Consider the following 19,931-nt stretch of genomic DNA (forward strand, 5'->3'; position numbering starts at 1 on the left):
AAAACAAATAGCGGCAGGAAAATGTCTCGAAAGTGTTTCCAAGAGCCTTCCCACATCCTTGCAGGAAGGCTTAACAGGTCAAACCTCTTGTTTTTTCGGCTCGCGAATCTTGTACCAGGCCACATACAGCGCCGGCAGGAACAGCAGCGTCAGCAAGGTCGCGATGATGATCCCGCCAATCATCGCGTAAGCCATCGGCCCCCAGAACACTTCACGGGCGATGGGGATCATGCCCAGGCTGGCTGCGGCTGCGGTGAGCAGGATCGGCCGGCGCCGATGCTCGGTGGCTTCCACCACGGCATCCCACGGCGTGTAACCCGCCAGCTCAAATTCATGGATCTGCGTCACCAGAATCACCGAGTTGCGGATGATGATGCCGATCAGCGCCAGAATACCCAGGATCGCCACAAAGCCCATGGGCGTACCCGTCGGGATCAGCGCCAGCACCACGCCGATGAGTCCCAACGGCGCGACACTCGCCACCAGGAACATTTTCTGCACGCTGTGCAGTTGAATCATCAGGAACGTGGCCATCAGAAACAGCATCAGCGGCACCACCTTGGCGATAGGCCCCTGGGCCTTGCCGCTTTCTTCCACGGTACCGCCAGTGGCGACCTTGTAGCCCACCGGCAGGCCCTCGCTGAATTTCTCAATGGTCGGCGCCAGCTGTTTCACCAAGTCGGTGGGCTGCATCTCATCGCGCACCGAGGCCTTGATGGTGATGGTCGGTTTGCGGTCACGGCGCCACACCAGCGGCTGCTCCAATTCATAGCGCACGGTGGCAAAAGCCAGCAGCGGAATCGAGGTGCCGTTGGGCGTGACGATCTGCAGGTTCTGCAAGGTTTCCGGCGTACCACGCTCGGCATCTTCGGCACGGCCGACCACGTTGATCAGGTAAATATCGTCGTGCACCTGGGTCACCGAAGCGCCGCTGACCACGCTGTTCATCAGTTGCGCCACGTCTTCCGATGACAGCCCCAGTTGCCGCGCCTTGTCCTGGGCAATGTCGACCCGCAGCACTTTGCCCGGCTCGTTCCAGTCGTAGATGATCTCGCCCATGTGGGTGTTCTGATCGAGCAGGGTCGCCAGTTCGATGGCGTGCTTGCGTACCTGGTCGATGTCTTTGCCGGAGACGCGATACTGAATCGGCCGCCCAACCGGTGGGCCCATTTCCAGCGGCTGCACAAAGCCACCAATGCCGACAAAATCATCGCGCAGGTGCTTTTGCAGACGCTCAATCAAGGCGCCGCGCTCTTTCAGGCCCTTACTCACAATGACCAGCTGCGCGTAGTAGGGGTTTTCCAGTTGCTGGTCGAGGGGCAGATAAAAACGAATCGCGCCCTGGCCGATGTAGGTACTCCAGCGCGCGATATCCGGGTCGTCCTTGATGATCGCTTCAAGTCGATCGACGACTTTGCGGGTTTCATTGATCGAAGCGTTTTGCGGCAGGTCGAGGTCGACCAGAATTTCCGGGCGGTCCGACGACGGGAAGAACTGGTTCTGCACAAACTGCATGGAGAACACCGACGCCACAAACAGCGCCACGGTGATGCCGATCGCCCACCAGCGGTTGCGCATGGCCCAGAGCATGCCGCCATTAAACACACGGCCAATGCGCCCAGGCTCGGCGTCATGCGGCTTCACGTTGGCGCTGAGGATATGCACGCCAATCACCGGCGCAAACAGCACCGCCACCACCCACGACACCAACATGGCCACGGCAATCACCGCGAACAGGGTGAACGTGTATTCGCCCGCCGAACTGGCGTTGAGGCCGATCGGCACGAAACCGGCCACGGTCACCAGCGTACCGGTGAGCATCGGGAACGCCGTAGAGGTGTAGGCGTAAGTGGCGGCCTGCTCCTTGGTTTCGCCTTTTTCCAGGCGCGTGATCATCATCTCCACCGTGATCATCGCATCGTCCACCAGCAAGCCGAGGGCGATGATCAGCGCGCCCAGCGACACGCGCTGCATGGTGATGCCGCTGTACTCCATAAACACAAACACCAGCGCCAGCACCAACGGGATCGAGCACGCCACCACCAACCCGGCGCGCATGCCGAGGCTGACAAAGCTCACCACCAGCACGATGATCACCGCTTCAAACAGCGCGCTGGTGAAGCCGCCGACGGCCTCCTCCACCACCTCCGCCTGGTCGGAAACCTTGTGCACGCCGACGCCCACCGGCAGGTCAGCCGTCAGCTCGTCCATGCGTTCGTGCAGAGCCTTGCCGAACGACTGGATATTGCCGCCCTTCTGCATGGCAATGGCCAGACCGATCGCCGGTTTACCGTTGAAGCGAAACAGCGGCCGCGCAGGATCGACGTAGCCACGGCTGATATCGGCGATATCTGCCAGCCGGTAGAAACGGTCATTGAGCCGCAGGTTGACGTTGGCCAGGTCCTTCTCCGAAGCGAACTGCCCCGAGGTGCGCACGGAAATCCGCTCCGGCCCGGCCTCGATCACCCCGGCCGGGGTCACGGCGTTTTGCGATTGCAGGCTTTGTACGACTTGGCGCTGATCAATGCCCAGTGCCGCGAGTTTGCGCGTGGAGAAGTTCAGGTAAATCACTTCGTCCTGCTGGCCGATCATCTCGACCTTGCCCAGCCCCGGCACCGAACGAATCTCGGCGCGCACCTGCTCTACATAGTCGCGCAGTTGGCGCATCGACAGGCCGTCACCGGTAAAGGCGTACACCGAGCCGAACACATCACCGAACTCATCGTTAAACGACGGCCCCTGCAACCCCTGGGGGAAGGTGCCGCGAATATCGTCGATCTTCTTGCGCACCTGGTACCAGATCTCGGGAATGTCCTTGGCGCTGGTGGTGTCCTTGAGGAACACAAACACCGTGGACTCACCCGGCCGGGTGTAGCTTTTCACGTAGTCGAGGGAGTCCAGCTCTTCGAGTTTTTTCTCGATGCGGTCGGTGACCTGCTTGAGGGTTTCTTCCTGGGTCGCGCCCGGCCAGCGGGTCTGAATCACCATGGTCTTGATGGTGAACGAGGGATCTTCCTCACGGCCCAGGTTCATGTACGAGAACACGCCCATCAGCAGCGCGACGAACATCAGGTACCAAACGAAGGACTGATGCTTGAGGGCCCAGTCGGATAAGTTGAAGCTCCCTTTCATCGCGGGCTGTCCTCGTCGATTTTGACTTTTTGCCCAGGTTTCAGGCTGTTCACGCCAGCGGTAACGATGCGCTCGCCGGGTTTGACGCCGCCGTTGAGAGAGGCACTGTCGGCGTCGCGGCTGATCAGCGTGACGTCGCGCGGTTGCACGGTTTGGCTTTGGGTGTCGAGGAGCCAGATGCGGGTCTTGCCGTCGACTTCCTGCAAGGCACTGAGGGGCACTTCGATGCGTGGCGCGATGGCCGTGCTCAAGGTCACGCTGATCGCCGTGCCAAGGCGAAACGCAGCAGGCGTTTCGGCCAGGGTCAGGCGGGCGCGGCGAGTGCGTGTGGCGCTTTGAGCCTGGGGCTCAATCTCGCGCACGATGGCGGTAGTGTTGACGCTCGGGTCGAGCTGCCCGGCAACCAGGAACACCACGTCCGGTGGCAGGCGTTCGGCCAGCCCGGCGGGCAGGTCGATCACCGCTTCCTTGATATCCGGGCGGGCCAGGGTCACCACTTGCTGACCGGCATTGACCACCTGGCCGGCCTCGGCGCTCCAAGCGGTGACGATGCCGGCGTGGTCGGTGCGCAGTTCGGCGTAATTGAGTTGGTCTTTAGCTTGGTTGACTGATGCTTGGGCTTGATCAAGGGAGGCTTGAGTGGTTTTCAGGTCAGTCTGGGCCACATCCAGTTGAGCTTGAGCGCCGACACCACGGTTGAACAACTCCTGCTGGCGACGGGCGTTGGCTTGGGCATTGATGAACTGCGCTTGCACGCGGGCAAGATCGCCTTGGGCGACACGCAGTTGGTTTTGTTGATCGGTGGGGTCGAGCACCGCGAGCAAGGCGCCCTTCTGCACCTCGGCACCCACATCCACGGCGCGGCGGGCGATGCGGCCGGGCACGCGAAAACCCAAGTTGCTTTCGTAGCGGGCCTGGATGGTACCGGCGAAGCGGCCAAGGTTTTCCTGGTCTTCGGCCTTCACTTCCATGGACAACACCGGGCGCACAGGTTCGGCTGGTGGTTCTTGCTTGGAGCAGGCCACCAGCAACAAGCTGGCGGCGAGTATGACCGTCAGGCGCTTCATGGCTGAACTCCTTGCTGGGCGATCTCGACGATCATCCCCGGATGGAGCAATTGCCCACCGGCCACCACGACTTTTTCGCCACCTTTAAGGCCATCGCTAATAATCACCTTGCCGGTGAGGTAGCGCGCCACAGTGACCTTGTGCAGTTGCGCCTGGCCATCGCCGTCAATCAGCCACACGGCGGGTTCGTTGAGGTCTTTGGTCAACGCCGACCACGGCAATTCGATGCTGGGCTTGGCCGGGCCATTGGCGGTGGCACTCACCACCGAACCCAGTTCCATGCCTTTGGGCAAGGCTTGCAGGGCGATTTTCACTTGTACGGTGCCGGTATTGGCGGCCACGGCGGGGGTGACTTCGCGGACTTTGCCCACGGCCTTGATGCTGGGGTTATCCAGCAGGCTGACGGTGATCGGCGCATCCGGCGGCGGCTCCACCAGCAGCGATTCATAGACATTGAACACCGCATCGCGCTCGCCATCGCGGGCCAGGCTGAAAATCGGCACGGTGGCCTGCACTACCTGGCCGACTTCGGCCTGGCGCGCGGTAATCACGCCAGGCGCCTCGGCGATCAGCGAGGTATAGCCGAGTTGTTCGCGGGCATTGGCCAACTGGGCCTGGGCGGCAGTCAGCGCGCTTTGGCTACTGCGTAGCGCGGCCTGGGCGGCGTCGTATTCGCTGCGGCTGGTGTAGCCCTTGGGCAGCAGTTTTTCCTGGCGCACAAACGCGGCAGCCGTCTGCTTGACCCGCGCCTGCTCGGCCACGACCTGAGCCTGGGCGGAATCGACGTTGGTCTGCAAATCCTTGGGATCGAGCTTGGCCAGCACTTGCTTGGCGCTCACCCGGTCACCCACATCCACCATGCGTTGGATGATCTTGCCACCCACGCGGAAGGATAAATCGGTTTGCACACGAGCCTGGATGTCCCCCGTCAGGGTGACCGCCGCGGCAAAATCCGTCGATTGCACGGTCTGCACAAACACCCGTGAATGTTCTTTGGGTTCGGCCTTTTTCTCACCACAGCCGCTCAGTAGCGTCAGTAGGCCAAGTCCGAAGATAAGTGTGAAAGTACGACCGCCCATGCAGGCTCCTTTTGCGTGACGCGATGTGCCAGAGTGTATGCGATTGTGAGCTTAGATCAGGGTTCCTTATCTGCATGGAGGATCCCATACTCCAAAGGTTCCCACGCTGACTAAATGCCCATGCTCAAGACCCTCGCGGTAGCCAACTACCGCTCGATCAATAAATTAGTGGTGCCCCTGGACCGACTGAACCTGGTCACCGGCCCCAATGGCAGCGGCAAGTCCAACTTGTACCGCGCCTTGCGCCTGCTGGCGGAAACCGCCCAGGGCGGGGTGATCAATGCGCTGGCGCGTGAAGGCGGGCTGGATTCTACGTTCTGGGCCGGGCCGGAAACCATCAACCAACGCATGCCCAATGGTGAAGTGGCGGTACGGGCGGCGGTTCCACAGCCCAATAAACGCTTGCGACTGGGGTTCGCCGGCGAAGATTTCAGCTACGCCATCTCCTTGGGCTTGCCGCCAAAAGCTATGTCCGCTTTTATCCTGGACCCGGAGATCAAAAAAGAATGCATCTGGGCCGGCCACCTGTACCGACCGGCCAGCCTGCTGGTGCAGCGCTCAGGCCCAATGATCCGCGCCCGCGACGGTCGCGCCTGGGATGTTTTGGCCCAACACACGCCGGAGTACAGCAGCCTGTTCGACCAGGTCGGCAGTTTACGCGGTTCGCCGGAAGTGCTGGTGCTGCGGGAAAGCATTCGTCGCTGGCGCTTCTATGATCACTTTCGCAGCGACGCCGATGCACCCGTACGCCAACCGCAGTTGGGCACGCGCACGCCGGTGCTGCATCACGATGGGCGTGACCTGGCGGCGGCGTTGCAGACCATCCGCGAAATTGGCGATCCCGAGGCCTTGCAACGGGCGGTAAGCGATGCGTTTCCGGGGGCGCGCCTGGAAATCCAGCCGTTGCAGGGTGCGCGCTTTGCCATTGAGTTTTATCAGGAAGGTTTGCTGCGGCCGTTATCAGCGGCGGAGTTATCGGACGGCACCTTGCGTTACCTGCTGCTGATCGCGGCACTGCTGACGCCGAGGCCACCGACGATGATGGTGCTGAACGAACCGGAGACCAGCTTGCATCCGGATTTGCTGCCTGCGTTGGCGCGCTTGATTATTCAGGTGTCCCAACACTGTCAGGTGTGGGTGGTGTCCCACGCCAGTCGGTTGATTGCGGCGTTGCAACAGGATGAAGGGTGTAATTCGATTGTGTTGGAGAAGGTGCTGGGGCAGACCCAGATTGTTGGGCAGGGGATTTTGGATGCGCCGGCTTGGCAATGGCCCGAATAGGTGTTGCCTGTACCGGCCTCATCGCAGGCAAGCCAGCTCCCACATTTGAATGTATTCACACATCAAACTGTGGGAGCTGGCTTGCCTGCGATAGCTATATCAGCCCTGCCACTTACCGCCCTCAACAATCACACTCTCAGGCTTGGTGTCATCGCTCAGCTCTTTACGCACGTACTGGTCGTAAAGCTTGAGCAAAAACTTCTCCTCACCCAGCTTCGCCAACTCGGCATTCACCCAGTCGCGCAGTTCGATATTGCCCTTCTTCACCGCCGGAGCAATCGGCGCTTCATCACCGAGTTTCTGATCCAGCACGCGGTAGCCCGGGTTCTGCTTGGCCCAGCTGAACAGCACCAGGTTGTCTTGCGCGTAAGCATCACCACGGCCAGCGGACAACGCTTGCAACGACTCGGAGTTTTTCTCGAACTTGAGCAGTTTCCAATCCGGGTGGTTCTTGGTCAGCCAGATATCGGCGGTGGTGCCGGTGGTCACGATGGTGGTGCGGGTGGCCAAGTCATCCAGGCTTTTCACCGCGCTGTCCTTCGGCACCAAAGCCTGTACCGCAACTTTCAGGTTGGGGTTGGTGAAGTCCACCGCTTCTTTGCGCTCAGGCGTCACGGTCATGTTGGCGAGGATCAGGTCGACCTTGTCGCTTTGCAGGAACGGAATACGGCTGGCCGGTTCCACGGCAACGAACTCAACCTTGTTTTCATCACCCAGCAAGTCCTTGGCAAATTGGCGGCCGATGTCGGTATCAAAGCCAACATAACGACCCGCTTCGTTCACAAAGCCGAACGGCGGTTTGTCGGTAAACACGCCGACGATCAGCTTGTCGCGCGCCTTGATTTTGTCGATGTAGCTCGCCGCAGCAGCAACTGGTTTTGCGGGCTCTTCGGCCTTTTTATTGCAGCCAGCCAGCAATGCGAGGGCAAACAATGGGAATAACAACTTGGCAGTTTTCATATCAGCTCCAGTTCCTTGGTTTTCTTGGGCAGTGTTGAAACAAAGGAGAACTTCTCCAGGAACTGCTGCGCGCGTGCGGTTTGCGGGTTCGTAAAGAATTCTTCGGGGGTGTTTTGTTCGAGGATGCGACCGGCCTCCATAAACACCACGCGGTCGGCGACCGCGCGGGCGAAGGCCATTTCGTGGGTGACGATCAGCAAGGTCATGCCATCGCGCGCCAAGCCCTGGATCACTTCCAGCACCTCCTTGACCATTTCCGGGTCGAGGGCGGCGGTGACTTCATCAAACAGCATCACCTGGGGGTTCATGCACAGCGAGCGGACGATAGCGATGCGCTGCTGCTGGCCGCCGGAGAGCTGACGCGGGAAGGCGTCGCGCTTGTCGGCAAGGCCTACGCGCTCCAGCAATTTTTCTGCCTGGTCGCGGGCTTCGCGCGGGTCGCGCTTTTGCACTTTCAGCGGGCCGAGCAGGATGTTGTCGAGCACGCTCATGTGCGGGAACAGGTGGTAGCTCTGGAACACCATGCCGATGTCCTGGCGCACTTGGCGCCAGTCGGTGGCCTTGTTCAACAACTCTTTACCGGCGAAGCGCAGGCTGCCGCTGTGGGCCACTTCCAAACCGTTGAGGCAGCGCAACAAGGTGCTTTTGCCGCAACCGCTGGGGCCGAGGATCACCACCACTTCGCCGCTTTGCACACTCAGGTCGATGCCCTTGAGCACCTGCTGTTCGCCGAAAAATTTATTGAAACCCTGGAACTCGATCAATCCACTCATGCTTGGGCCCAGCGCCGTTCCAGCACCTTGGAGGCGGCCGACAACGGGTAGCAAATAAAGAAGAAAAACAGGAATAGCACGCCGTAGATCAGTACCGACTCATAGGTGCGTTCGATGATTTGCTGGCCGACCTTGATCACGTCCACCACGCCGATCAGCACCGCCAGCGAGCTGGTCTTGATGATCCGCGTGTAGACGTTGATGGTCGGTGGCGTCATGCGTTTCAGCGCCTGGGGCAGCAGCACGTAGCCGTACAACTGCGGGTCGGACAGGCCAATCGACAACCCAGCCTCACGCTGGCCTCGCGGCAGCGAATGCAACGCACCGCGCACCACTTCGCCCACCTCGCTAGCGCCCCACAACGACAGCACCAGCACTGCGCACCAGAAGCTCGGGATGCTCAACCCGAAGAAAATCGGCAGGCCGAAAAACAGCAGGTACAACCACACCAGCACCGGAATCGCCCGGAACAGCTCCAGGTAAATCCGCAGCACCAGGTTGATCGCCTTGTTATTCAAGGTGCGCAGCACGCCATACAACACGCCGCCAACGGTGCTGAAGGCGATGCTCAAAAAAGAAATCGACAGGGTTTGCGCAGCGCCCTTGCCCAACTGCGGCAACGACACCCACAACAACTCAAGACCCGAACTGGCCATGCTGGAGCCTCCTTTCCAGGCGGCTGAGCAGCAGCGACAGCGGCAAAAACAGCAGCACGCAAATCAACGTCAGCACGGCGAGCATTTCGTAGGTCTTGTAGTAGAGGGCGATGTAGCTCTTGATGGTGTAGAGAATCTCCGGCACCGCCACGGCGGAGACCACGGTGGTCTCCTTGAGCAGGAAGATGAAATTGGCGAACAGCGCAGGCAGGCTGAGGATGCCGGCCTGGGGCAGGATCACGTGGCGCAACAACTGCCAGTCAGACAAGCCGATGGATTTGCCCGACTCGATCTGCGCCAACGGCACCGCTTCCACACCGGCGCGCAGCACCTCGGTGAGGTAGGCGCCACCCAGAAAGGTCATGGTGATGATAGCCGCCCAGAACCCAGAGATATTGAAACCCAGGGCCGGCAAGGCGAAGTACACGAAGAACAGTTGGATCAGCAGCGGCGTGTTACGCGCCAGCTCCACATACAACGCCACCAGGCGCGACAGGTACGGCGTGCGAAACACCAGCAGCGCCGCGTTGATCAGCGCCACCAGCAACGAGGTGGCAATGGCGATCAGGCCCACTTGCAGCGTCACCCCCACGGCCTTGAGAAACGCCGGCAAGGTGCTGAGGATAAATGCGAAATCGAAGGTCATTTGCAGTCCATATCGCCGCAAGGGTAATGCAGCGAGCGCAGTTCAATCCGGCGTGGGTAACGCCGGGTAGCGCGAACTTTAAAGGTATAAAAAGTAAAATTTAAATACCCAAATAGCATATTGATATCACCCAAAAAGATAACCCCCGGATTCGCGGGTTTGCTGGGTGACGGCTATGGTAGGGGGTCAATGATTCGAGGGAACGAATGATGAACGAAGCGAAACCGATTGATCCGCAGGAGCTGGTGAAGTGGTTGGTGGCGTTGAGCAGAGCCATTCACCCTGATCGTTCCCACGCTCTGCGTGGGAATGCAGCTCAGGACGCTCTGCGTCCGCTCTAACGTCGTGACGCGGAGCGTCACAGGAGGCATTCCCACGCAGAGCGTGGGAATGATCATTTCAGGGCGGCCATAAAAAACGCCGACGCTATAAAAGCCGTCGGCGTTCAAACCTTGAAGGGGGTTTGGGGTTACATCAGAACGCAGGCACTACAGCGCCGTTGTACTTCTTGTCGATGAAGGCTTTGACTTCCGGGCTGGTCAGGGCTTTGGCCAGTTTCTGGATAGCGTCGCTGTCCTTGTTGTCTGGGCGGGCGACCAGGAAGTTCACGTATGGCGACTTCGAGTCTTCAATGATCAGTGCGTCTTTGGCTGGGTTCAGGCCAGCTTCCAAGGCGTAGTTGGTGTTGATCAAGTCCAGGTCAACCTGGTCCAGCACGCGTGGCAGCAGGGCCGATTCCAGCTCTTTGAATTTCAGGTGTTTCGGGTTGCTGGCGATGTCTTTCGGCGTGGCCAGGGCATTGGTCGGGTCTTTCAGGGTGATCACACCAGCCTTCTGCAACAGCAACAGAGCGCGGCCGCTGTTGGAGCCTTCGTTCGGGATGGCAACGGTGGCGCCATCTTTGAGCTCAGAAATATTTTTGATCTTTTTCGAGTAACCGCCGAACGGTTCAACGTGCACGCCGACCACGGTGACCAGGTTGGTGCCCTTACCCTTGTTGAAGTTTTGCAGGTACGGCAGGGTCTGGAAGTAGTTGGCGTCCAGGCGCTTCTCGGCCACTTGCACGTTTGGCTGTACATAGTCGGTGAAGACTTTGATTTCCAGGTCCACGCCTTCTTTGGCCAGGGTCGGCTTGATCAGCTCAAGGATCTCGGCGTGCGGAATTGGGGTCGCGGCTACGACCAGTTTCTCGTTGGCTTGCGCAAAGCTTGCAGTCAGGGCAGCCGCCAGTGCGGTAAACAACAGAACCTTTTTCATGCAGTGTCCTTATCGGAATTCCGGGGGCGTCTCTGACGACCATTTTTATGAGGTGTGCCAGCGAAGTGCTATCGCGGCGTGGGAGTGACAATACCTAGATTTTTTATTCCCGAACAATATCTTTTATTCACGTTGATATTCCATTTTGTTCATACAGAAATTTACGCAATATGTCCTGCTCCGCAGGGCTGGCGCTCTCGAAAATCCGCTGCACTTGCTCCAGCGGCGAACCCGCCACCGGCAAATTCAGATGCTCGGGCAAAATCTCATCGCCGCTGCTGACCAGTAACGCAAAGTGAATAACGTTTTCCAGCTCGCGGGTATTGCCCGGCCAACTGTGGTGTTCCAGCACGTGCTGGGCGGCATCGCTGATCAGCGGCACCGGCAGGTCCAGACGCTGGCTGTAGATGCCAAGAAAATATTCAGCCAGGGATAGGATGTCGCCGACACGCTCGCGCAGCGCAGGCAGGTCCAGTTGACCTTCGCTCAAGTAGTGGAACAAACGCTCATGAAACTTGCCTGCCGCCACGGCCTGAGCCAAGTCGATGCTGGTCGCCGCGACCAGGCGCACGTCCACCGGGCTTGGCTGATGGGCACCGACGCGGGTGACTTCGTGGTTCTCTAGGGCCGCGAGCAATTTGACCTGGATCGGCAACGGCAAATCGCCGATCTCATCCAGGTACAAGGTGCCGCCGTTGGCCGAACCAAACCACCCCGCCCGGCTGCTGGCCGCACCACTGTGACTACCTGCGGCATAGCCGAACAACTCCGCATCGGCGTAAGTGGGGCTGATCGCACCACAATTGACCGAGACAAACAGCCCGGTACGATCGCTGCCACGGTGGATATGCCGCGCCAGCAACTCTTTACCGCTGCCGGTCTCGCCACGAATCAGCACGGGCAAGGCACGCGGTGCGAGGCTTTCCAGGTCTTCGCGCAGTTGGCGCGAACGCGGGTCGACGAATACCAGCGCCTTGGCGCGGATGCTCAACGGGCTTTTTTCGGCGTCGGGGAAGGTCAGCAGTGGCTGACCGTAGGTTTCATGCAGACTCATGGCAGGCTCCCGCCCCAAATCCACTCAGGGACGGGGCGTTGAAAAATTTTTAGGCACTGCGCCGAGCATGATGCTCGAGGCGGTTTTGCAGGCGATAGAGGTAAGCGAAGCCCTGCTCCCAGCGCTGGTGACCGGACTTCACATTGATATGGCCGGCACCGGACAAAATGCCGGCTTCGGCGCCCCAGTAACGCGCCAATTCCAGGGCCCGGGGGGCGCTGACGGCGCTGTCGTTGTCGGAACTGACGACCTGGCTGGGAAACGGCAACAGATGGGTCGGAATCGGCGCAAAGTTACGTAAGGCCGGTGAGCAGGCAGGGCGTTCGACATCCGCCGGGGCCACCAGCAAGGCGCCGCGTACTTGACGCAAAAACTGCACGGGAGCGGTGGCAGCCCAATGGGCAACGGTGATGCAGCCCAGGCTGTGGGCGATCAGGATAACGGGAGTACTGTCGGCGGCGATGGCCTCGGCCAGCGCGGCCACCCAGTCTTCGCGGCGCGGGGTCAGCCAATCGGCCTGCTCCACGCGCGCACTGTTGGGCAGGCTGTTCTGCCAATGACTTTGCCAATGATCTTCTGGCGATCCTTGCCAGCCCGGCACGATCAGATAACGAATCGACTCGCTGTGCATGGGTGTGCCCTCCTGCAGCGTTTAACGTTGCTGAACAGTATAGGGACGCGGTTTATATTCGTTAAGGAATAAGAAGCTATTTATTAATAACCAAAAACTCAAAAACACCCAGAATCAAAAATGTGAGCGCTGGCTTCACATTGTGGATCGCGGCGTTTGTTAAATCGCAGGCAAAAAAAAGGCCGCACCCTGCCAAGGAGACGGCCAAAAAATTGTCGAGGCATTTGAAACTAACGTGCAGTAATCACCGACAGCTTGGTAATCCCCGCGCGCTCGATAGACGCCATGGCTCGCGCCACTTCGCCGTAGTTCACTCCATCATCGGCCTGCAGTTGCACCCGCACATCGGGGTCCTTGGCCTTGGCCGCCTGCAGGTTGAATTCCAGCAAGTCCGGCTGGATTTCGTCCTTGTTGATAAACAGTTTGCCGGCGCCATCGATGCTTACCACCAGCGGGTCCTTCTGCTCCACCGGGGCCACAGCCTGGGTCTTGGGCAGGTTGATTGGAATCGCGTTGGTCAGCAGCGGCGCGGTGACGATAAACACCACCAGCAGTACCAGCATCACGTCCACCAACGGTGTGACGTTGATTTCGCTCAGCACCTCATCGCTGTCTTGCGTGGAGAAGGCCATCTCAGGACGCCTCCTTCACTTTTTGCGGGTTGCCGGCAGCGGTTTTGTTCAGCGTCGGGTGCAGCAGTACTCGGAAAGAGTTCTTCTGCGCCAGGCTGTAGAAGTCGTGGGCAAAGTCGTCCAGGTCGGCAGCCGTCAGCTTCAGGCGACGCAGGAAGTAGTTGTAAACCAGCACCGCAGGCACCGCGACGGCGATACCCACGCCGGTGGCGACCAGTGCCGCACCAATCGGGCCGGCCACGGTTTCCAGGCTGGCGGAACCGGCCGCGCTGATCCCCTTCAGCGCTTCCATGATCCCCCACACGGTGCCGAACAGGCCGATAAACGGCGAGGTGCTGCCGATACTGGCGACCACGGCCAAACCGGTTTCCAGGGAGCGACGCTCACGTACGATCTGCTGGCGCAGGGCGCGTTCGAGACGGTCCTGGTGATTAATCGCCTGACTCAAGTCCGCAGCGTGCGGCGCATCGCCCACCTGGATCGCGGCATAACCGGCCTGGGCCACCCGTGCCGCAGCGCCGGGCTGGGTTTCAGCCAGTTCGGCGGCAGAGTCGAGACTCGACGCCGCCCAGAACTGTTTGTGGAATTTGCGATCCTGCGCCTTGAGGCGACCGAACTGCACGCCCTTCAATAAAGCCAGGCCCCAAGTGGCGACCGAAAAGACCACCAGCAGCCAGATCACCGCGCTTTCGATGGATTCAAGTGGAGATGCTAATGCCATGATGTTTTCCCTCTGTGCAGGTCGCGGCGTGTCCAACACACCGCAGCCGAATAGTTAGTGAATCTTGAAATCGATCGGTACGCTGACCCAGCCGTCCTGCGCCACTTCGCCCTGCTTGGCCGGCACGAAGCTCCAACGCTTCACGGCGGTCAGTGCGGCGTCGTCGAGTTGCTGGCGACCGCTGCTTTTCTGAATCTGGATCTCACCCGGCTTGCCGCTGGCCAGTACATGCACCCGCAACAACACCGTGCCTTCCCAACCCCGGCGCTGGGCCAGTGACGGGTATTCGGGCGCCGGATTTTTCAAGTAAGCGGCGTTGGCCGAAGCCGGTGTAACCGGCGCTGGCGACGGCGGAGCTGGCGGTGCAGGTGGCGCTGGAGTCGGTGGTGCGGGCGGCTGCTCGACCGGTTTCGGTGCGGGCTTGGGCTCAGGCTTCGGCACGGGCTTTGGTTTGGGTTTTGGAATCGGTTTAGGCGGCGCCGGTTTGGCGGCCAACTCATCCACGACCGGTGGTGGTGGCTCGACCACAGGCGGCGGTGGTGGTGGCGGCACAGGCGGTGGCGGTTCAACCACCGGCGGCGCCGGCTGAGAAAATTCGATGGTCATCGGCGGAATTTCCGGCGGCACAATCGGCAGCACCGGGGTGGGCTTCTGGCTCACCCAATAGATCACCGCACCGTGCAGGGCCAGCACCAGCAACCCCAGCAGAATCCCTTCGCGACGACTCGAGAAGCGCTTCGGGGCTTGCTGCAAACGCTGTTGCCCCAACGGCGCGCGGTGCGGCCGGCCAAGGTCGACCAACTCACCACTCGGTGCCTGGCGCCACTGCGCCTCTTGTGCACTGGCGGCGGTCTGGACATTGCCCATTGATTCACTCCCTACGGTTTTGAAACAAAAAAACCGACAGGCCTGCGTGGGAGGCCGTCGAGGGCTGAATCATCGGGGCCAGACGCTTATCTCTTAAAGTAATCTTTAAAGTTATACATAGACCTAAATTGAATAAACGAAACATCCAGAAACGTCAAAGCCACGTCCTGCGTGGCCTAGAGCAAAGGCGCTGTTTTTCAATGCTTTTAAGGCATACAAAATATTCCGCAAAGGCATGGATCAGCGTGGGCTGTTTGCGCATAAATTGAGCAATTGGTCCTGCAACGCCTGCCCCGCCGCACCCAAGCCACTGCGGCCATACAACGCCAGCCGTACGCCCTGTATCGCCGGCAAACCACTGTCTTCGCCCAGCACCACATGCCCGACCTGCACCACCCGTTGCGGCAACAAGCTGATGCCTAACCCCGCCGCCACCGCCGAACACACGCTGGCCAGGCTGGCGCTGGAATAGCCGATGCGCCAACGCCAGCCGCCCACTTCCAGGTGATGGAGCATTTCATTGCGATACAAGCCGCCCACCGGAAACGCCACCAATGGCAGCGGGTCACGGCTAAGGGACGGCGTGCTACGGCTGTCTACCCAACACAACGGTTCCGGCCACGAGGCCACGCAGTCGTCGCTGTCACCCATCTGCTTGACCAGCAGCACGTCGAACTCGCCGCCACGGTACTGGCGCTGCAATTCAGGGCCGAGGCCACTGGTGACTTCCAGGCGTACCCGTGGGTAAGCCACGACAAACGCCGACAGCAACGGCATCAGTCGTTCGGCGGCAAAATCCTCCGGCACGCCGAGGCGCAACACGCCGTCGCTTTGCTGGTTGATCAACACGTCGGCGGCCTCTTCATGCAATGCGAGGATGCGCCGTGCATAGGCCAGCAAGCGTTCACCTTCTGCGGTGGCCACCACACGGCGCTGATCGCGATCCAGCAACTGGCACGCCACCACCTCTTCCAGGCGGCGGATCTGTTGGCTCACGGTGGATTGGGTCAAGTGCAGGCGCTCGGCGGCGCGGGTGAAATTGCCGCAGTCCACTACGGCGACAAAACTGCGCAACAGCACGGGATCGAACATGGGCGTCACCATTCTGTTTACCACTGGTTAGCATGGTTATATTTAATTTCAGAATACCTTGGCGGCTGCCCATACTTCACCCTCCATCCTGCCCAGAGGGACTTTCATGAGCGACGATCAACAGTATCTGCAACGCGCTATCGCCCTGGCCCACGCCAACGTGGCTCAAGGTGGCCGGCCGTTTGGCGCGGTGCTGACGCGCAACGGCGACGTACTGGTGGAAGCCGTGAATGAAATCCACCTGACCCAGGACCCCACCGCCCACGCCGAGTTATTGGCGATCCGCGCGGCGAGCCGACAGCTCGGCGCGCGCCTGGAGGGTTGCGTGATCTACGCCAGCGGCCAGCCCTGCCCGATGTGTCTGAGCGCCATGTACCTGTGCGGCGTAGAACGGGTGGTGTTTGCCGCCAGCAATGAAATGGCCGAGCCTTTCGGCCTGTCGACGGCGACGATTGGTCAACAGCTCGGCTTGCCGCTGAACGAGCAACGCCTGCCAAGCCAGCACCTGCCAGACCCAGCCATGACCCACCTGTACCACCAGTGGAAAACCCTGCATGACCCTCAATAAATCCCTCGCCGGCTGGGGCCTGCTGGTGGTGCTCGGCCTGAACCTGCGGCCGCTTCTCAGCTCCATCAGCCCACTGTTGGGCGAGATTCGCCAGGCCACCGGCTTGAGCTTCCAAAGCAGCGCCCTGCTCACCAGCCTGCCGGTGGTGTGCATGGGCCTGGTGGCGCTGGTCGGCATACGCGTGGAAGCGCGACTGGGCGAACGGCGCGGCATCGCCCTGGGCTTGATGATGATTCTGCTGGCGTGCCTGGCGCGCTGGCTGATGGGGCAGGCGTCGACGCTGCTGGTCACCGCATTGCTTGGCGGTGCCGGTGTGGCGCTGATTCAGGCGTTGGTGCCGGCGATGATCAAGCGCGAATTTCATCACCGTGTGCCGGTGGCGATGGGCGTGTACTCAGCGTCGTTGATGGCGGGGGGCGGATTAGCGGCGCTGCTCAGCCCCGTGGTAGCCACGCATTTTCAGCAATGGCAGGCGGGGTTGGGCATTTGGCTGCTACCGGCGTTAGCTGCGTTGTTGCTGTGGGTTTTTTTACCGCTGGGTGCGGCAAAGAGCGCCACAGTGATCCCCGCGTTCAAGGGCCTGCGCAATCGCCGCGCCTGGTTGTTGGCGCTGTACTTCGGCCTGGTGAATTGCGGCTACATGAGCATGGTGGCGTGGCTACCCGCCTACTATCAGCAACTGGGCTGGGGCGTGTTGCCCAGCGGGTCGTTGCTGGCGTTCATGACTATTTTCCAGGTGATCGCTGCGCTGTTGATGCCGGTGCTGGCGCAACGCGGTATCGACCGACGCCCACTGCTCGGTATCAGCCTGCTGGCGCAGACTGTGGGTTACCTCGGCCTGTTGCTGGCGCCGCTGCACTTTCCGCATCTGTGGGTGGCATTGGCCGGCTTCGGCCTGGGCGCGTGTTTTGCCCTGAGCCTGCTGCTGACCCTCGACCACCATCGCGACCCTCGGCAAGCCGGGCAACTGGCGGCCTTCGTGCAAGGCGTGGGCTTTTTGATCAACGCGATTTCGCCGTGGATGACCGGCTGGCTGCGCGAACTCACCGGCAATTTCGCCAGCGCCTGGGTAGTGCTGACGGTGACGGCGGTGGCGATGCTGGTGGTGACGCGAGTATTCAGCCCGACCACCTACCGCACCGCCGCCGTGCCCGGTTAGAAGTCGTAACGCCCTGTCACACCCAACGTGCGGGGCGTGCCCAGCAGGCCTTCATAGCCGCCATTCGAGGCGGTCCACAGGGTGGTGTAGTAGGTTTTGTCGAAGGCGTTTTTCAGCCACAACGACACATCCCACTGCCCCTGTTGATAGTTGCCGCGCAGGCCCGTCGACAGGTTAACCACCGCGTAGGCAGGAATCTGCCCGTAGCTGGAATCCTCAACCGTGCCCACGGCCTTGGAGCGGAACGCATAGCTGGCGGTCACGTAAGGTTCTAAGCCGTTATCCAGGTTCCACTTGTACTCACCGTTTGCGTTGGCGATCCACTTCGACGCACCGACCACTTGATGGCCCGTCAGGTCGCATGACGCCGGTGCACCTGGACGCAGGCTCACTTCCGGCGGGCACGGCGCATCCTTGTAAGACAGGTAACGCACATCGTTGAACGAGCCGTTGAGGTTCAGCGTCAGGCCCTTGATCGGCACCAAGGTGCTTTCCACTTCAACGCCACGCGAGCGCACCGACCCGGCGTTGGTCAGGTACTGCACACGGTTGTCCTGGTCGTAGGCATTGGTCTGGTAGCCGTTGACCTGGGTCCAGAACAGGTTGGCATTGAGCTGCAAGCGACGGTCCCACAGCGTGCTCTTGAAGCCGAGTTCGGCGTTATTGGCGCGCTCGGTGCCGATCAGCAATGAGTCGGCCCCGGCAGTCGGCGCAGACCCCACCGCCAAGTTGACCCCGCCGGATTTTTCGCCGTGGGACAAGGTCGCGTAGCCCAGCAGGTTTTCGTTGAAGTGATAGCTGAGGTTCAGCAGCCCCGACGGCGTGGCGCTGTACTGATTGAGGTCGCCCGAGTCATACGCACCGGCACGCCCACGCCGCGCGGTGGCCGCAGCGCCCGTGACTGTCGCGCCACCCACCGGGGCATTGCGAGTGACCCAGGCGCTTTTCTCTTCATAGGTGCCGCGCAAACCGGCAGTGAAATCCAGACGTTCGGTCAGGTGCCAAGTGCCTTGGGCGAACAGCGCAAAACTGTCGGTGCGGATATGCCCGTTGCCGACGCTGCTCACATTATTCAGCGCGCCGGTGGGCGTGCCGTTCCAGATATCGGCCTTGGGTCCGTAATAGGCGAAGGATTTGTTATCCAGCGAGTTGCCGAAGTAATAGGCACCTAGCACGTAATCGAAGAAACCACCGGTAGGCGAGGCCAACCGGAACTCCTGGGACCACTGTTTATCTTCCACCGACACGCCGGCGTTGTAGGCTGCCGGCACGTTGAGACCGTCATCGTTGCGTGGGGTGAAATTCCACCAGCGATAGGCGCTGACCGAGGTCAGGGTGAAGTCACTTGGCAGGGTCCAGTTGGCCTCCAGCGACGTGCCGCCCTGGAACACAGTGACGTGCTGGTCGCTGTCCAGGTTGACCTTGCGCTGGGTGCCATCTACCAATGTCGCCCCCGCCGCCGCTGCCCGGGATTGATAGAGGTTGGTACCGTTGATGGTCGGCCCGGTGCTGTACAGCACGCGGGTGCCGGCGCTGGAATCTTCCTCGTTGTAGTCACCAATCCAGCGCGCGTTGAACGTCTCGCTGGGCTTGTACAGCAGTTGCCCACGAAAGCCCTGGCGTGAGCCGCCGTTGAGATCATGGCCGTCGTATTCGTTCTTGATGTCGCCATCGCTGCGCGTGCGATAGGCCGAGAAGCGCCCCGCCAAATCCTCTGTAAGTGGGCCGGAAAGGGTGCCCTTGGTCTGGAAATAACCGTCCTCGCCCAACGAGGTTTCGATGCTGCGCTCCGGGGTAAAACTCGGCGCGCGGGTGCTGATATTGATCACACCCGCCGTGGTGTTTTTGCCGAACAACGTACCTTGCGGTCCCCGCAACACCTCAAGCTGCTCGATGTCCATCAAGTCAAACACCGCCATCCCCGGCCGCCCGAGGTACACGTTGTCGATGTACAGCCCCACGCTGCCTTCCAGGCCATCGCTGGCCGGGTTGTTGCCCAGGCCGCGAATCGACACGCTGGATTGACGCGCATGCATATAGGCGACGTTGACGCTGGGCACCAGTTGCTGCAAATCCTGAATCCGATAAATCCGCTGGCTCTCCAGCGCCTGGCCGCCGATCACACTCATGGGCGTCGGCACTTCCTGGGCGCTTTCGGTACGCCGCCGGGCGGTCACGGTGACCGTCTCAAGCTGGCCGCTGGCATTTTCGCCCTTGCTTGCCGGCGCGGGTGTTTCGGCGGCCTGGGTCGGCGACCAACTGGTGCTACCGGCCACCAACATGGCCAGGGGCAAGGACTTCAACAGACTCATAAGCGGCTCCGGAACCCGGAAATATCCAACAACCGATATTCCCT

Annotated in this window: 19 protein-coding genes; 4 read left to right on the forward strand and 15 right to left on the reverse strand. The window is 60.6% G+C overall.

The genetic code is table 11. The annotated features are described in order from the left end of the window. Positions 1-78 precede the first annotated feature (78 nt). From BFL40_RS03265 to BFL40_RS03275, 3 genes are read right to left on the reverse strand one after another with little or no spacing between them, the layout of a single operon-like run. A complete protein-coding gene (locus BFL40_RS03265; protein WP_071482529.1) occupies positions 79-3,132 on the reverse strand; it encodes an efflux RND transporter permease subunit in 3,054 nt (1,017 codons plus the stop codon). Further along, positions 3,129-4,199, reverse strand: a complete 1,071-nt coding sequence (locus BFL40_RS03270; protein WP_071482528.1) for an efflux RND transporter periplasmic adaptor subunit — start codon at positions 4,197-4,199, stop codon at positions 3,129-3,131. Before BFL40_RS03270 ends, BFL40_RS03265 begins: the two co-directional genes overlap by 4 nt. Next, positions 4,196-5,278, reverse strand: a complete 1,083-nt coding sequence (locus BFL40_RS03275; RefSeq protein ID WP_071482527.1) for an efflux RND transporter periplasmic adaptor subunit — start codon at positions 5,276-5,278, stop codon at positions 4,196-4,198. Before BFL40_RS03275 ends, BFL40_RS03270 begins: the two co-directional genes overlap by 4 nt. A gap of 120 nt (positions 5,279-5,398) precedes the next feature. On the opposite strand from BFL40_RS03275, the gene BFL40_RS03280 reads away from it, so the two are divergent. Continuing rightward, positions 5,399-6,559 carry an AAA family ATPase gene (locus tag BFL40_RS03280; RefSeq protein WP_071482726.1) on the forward strand — a complete coding sequence of 387 codons (1,161 nt, stop codon included), beginning with the start codon at positions 5,399-5,401 and terminating at the stop codon, positions 6,557-6,559. Between the two features lie 99 nt (positions 6,560-6,658). On the opposite strand, the gene BFL40_RS03285 is transcribed toward BFL40_RS03280, so the two are convergent. The 4 genes from BFL40_RS03285 to BFL40_RS03300 are packed head-to-tail and all read right to left on the reverse strand — an operon-like array spanning position 6,659 to position 9,594. Next, positions 6,659-7,519 (reverse strand): transporter substrate-binding domain-containing protein, encoded by an 861-nt coding sequence (locus BFL40_RS03285; RefSeq protein WP_071482526.1) that lies wholly within the window; start codon positions 7,517-7,519, stop codon positions 6,659-6,661. After that, entirely contained in the window at positions 7,516-8,292 is a 777-nt protein-coding gene (locus BFL40_RS03290; protein WP_071482525.1) for an amino acid ABC transporter ATP-binding protein, read from the reverse strand. The genes BFL40_RS03285 and BFL40_RS03290 overlap by 4 nt, the downstream gene beginning before the upstream one ends. Then, positions 8,289-8,948 (reverse strand): amino acid ABC transporter permease, encoded by a 660-nt coding sequence (locus tag BFL40_RS03295; protein WP_071482524.1) that lies wholly within the window; start codon positions 8,946-8,948, stop codon positions 8,289-8,291. Before BFL40_RS03295 ends, BFL40_RS03290 begins: the two co-directional genes overlap by 4 nt. Further along, on the reverse strand, positions 8,929-9,594 hold the full coding sequence (locus BFL40_RS03300; RefSeq protein ID WP_071482523.1) for an amino acid ABC transporter permease: 666 nt from the start codon (positions 9,592-9,594) through the stop codon (positions 8,929-8,931). Before BFL40_RS03300 ends, BFL40_RS03295 begins: the two co-directional genes overlap by 20 nt. 209 nt (positions 9,595-9,803) lie before the next feature. Here BFL40_RS03300 and BFL40_RS34240 point away from each other — a divergent pair, with 209 nt between their 5' ends. Beyond that, positions 9,804-9,935 (forward strand): hypothetical protein, encoded by a 132-nt coding sequence (locus BFL40_RS34240; protein ID WP_256254324.1) that lies wholly within the window; start codon positions 9,804-9,806, stop codon positions 9,933-9,935. Between the two features lie 133 nt (positions 9,936-10,068). Here the strand turns inward: BFL40_RS34240 and BFL40_RS03305 are convergent, their stop codons facing one another. From BFL40_RS03305 to BFL40_RS03335, 7 genes are all read right to left on the reverse strand, one after another. Then, positions 10,069-10,851: a MetQ/NlpA family ABC transporter substrate-binding protein gene (locus tag BFL40_RS03305; protein WP_071482522.1), complete on the reverse strand. Its 783-nt coding sequence runs from the start codon at positions 10,849-10,851 to the stop codon at positions 10,069-10,071. 127 nt (positions 10,852-10,978) lie between these two features. Further along, positions 10,979-11,905: a sigma 54-interacting transcriptional regulator gene (locus tag BFL40_RS03310; RefSeq protein ID WP_071482521.1), complete on the reverse strand. Its 927-nt coding sequence runs from the start codon at positions 11,903-11,905 to the stop codon at positions 10,979-10,981. Positions 11,906-11,954: 49 nt separating this feature from the next. Then, the gene (locus tag BFL40_RS03315) at positions 11,955-12,536 is read right to left on the reverse strand and encodes an alpha/beta hydrolase (protein WP_071482520.1); all 582 of its coding nucleotides are present in this window, start codon (positions 12,534-12,536) and stop codon (positions 11,955-11,957) included. Positions 12,537-12,766: 230 nt separating this feature from the next. Beyond that, positions 12,767-13,168 (reverse strand): ExbD/TolR family protein, encoded by a 402-nt coding sequence (locus BFL40_RS03320; protein ID WP_060755558.1) that lies wholly within the window; start codon positions 13,166-13,168, stop codon positions 12,767-12,769. Position 13,169: 1 nt separating this feature from the next. Then, positions 13,170-13,892 carry a MotA/TolQ/ExbB proton channel family protein gene (locus BFL40_RS03325; RefSeq protein WP_139213569.1) on the reverse strand — a complete coding sequence of 241 codons (723 nt, stop codon included), beginning with the start codon at positions 13,890-13,892 and terminating at the stop codon, positions 13,170-13,172. A gap of 51 nt (positions 13,893-13,943) precedes the next feature. Continuing rightward, the gene (locus BFL40_RS03330) at positions 13,944-14,756 is read right to left on the reverse strand and encodes an energy transducer TonB (protein WP_071482518.1); all 813 of its coding nucleotides are present in this window, start codon (positions 14,754-14,756) and stop codon (positions 13,944-13,946) included. Positions 14,757-14,996: 240 nt separating this feature from the next. Then, entirely contained in the window at positions 14,997-15,848 is an 852-nt protein-coding gene (locus tag BFL40_RS03335; RefSeq protein WP_071482517.1) for a LysR family transcriptional regulator, read from the reverse strand. 106 nt (positions 15,849-15,954) lie between these two features. On the opposite strand from BFL40_RS03335, the gene BFL40_RS03340 reads away from it, so the two are divergent. Together BFL40_RS03340 and BFL40_RS03345 are read left to right on the forward strand one after the other, a co-directional pair. After that, positions 15,955-16,416, forward strand: coding sequence for a nucleoside deaminase (locus BFL40_RS03340; protein WP_071482516.1), 462 nt, complete (start codon positions 15,955-15,957; stop codon positions 16,414-16,416). Then, on the forward strand, positions 16,403-17,575 hold the full coding sequence (locus tag BFL40_RS03345; protein WP_071482515.1) for a CynX/NimT family MFS transporter: 1,173 nt from the start codon (positions 16,403-16,405) through the stop codon (positions 17,573-17,575). Before BFL40_RS03340 ends, BFL40_RS03345 begins: the two co-directional genes overlap by 14 nt. Here the strand turns inward: BFL40_RS03345 and BFL40_RS03350 are convergent. Beyond that, positions 17,572-19,887 (reverse strand): TonB-dependent receptor, encoded by a 2,316-nt coding sequence (locus BFL40_RS03350; RefSeq protein ID WP_071482514.1) that lies wholly within the window; start codon positions 19,885-19,887, stop codon positions 17,572-17,574. The genes BFL40_RS03345 and BFL40_RS03350 overlap by 4 nt on opposite strands. Positions 19,888-19,931: the final 44 nt, after the last annotated feature.

Origin of the sequence: Pseudomonas costantinii (assembly GCF_001870435.1) — a bacterium.
In the GTDB taxonomy this organism is placed as follows: Bacteria; Pseudomonadota; Gammaproteobacteria; order Pseudomonadales; family Pseudomonadaceae; genus Aquipseudomonas; species Aquipseudomonas costantinii.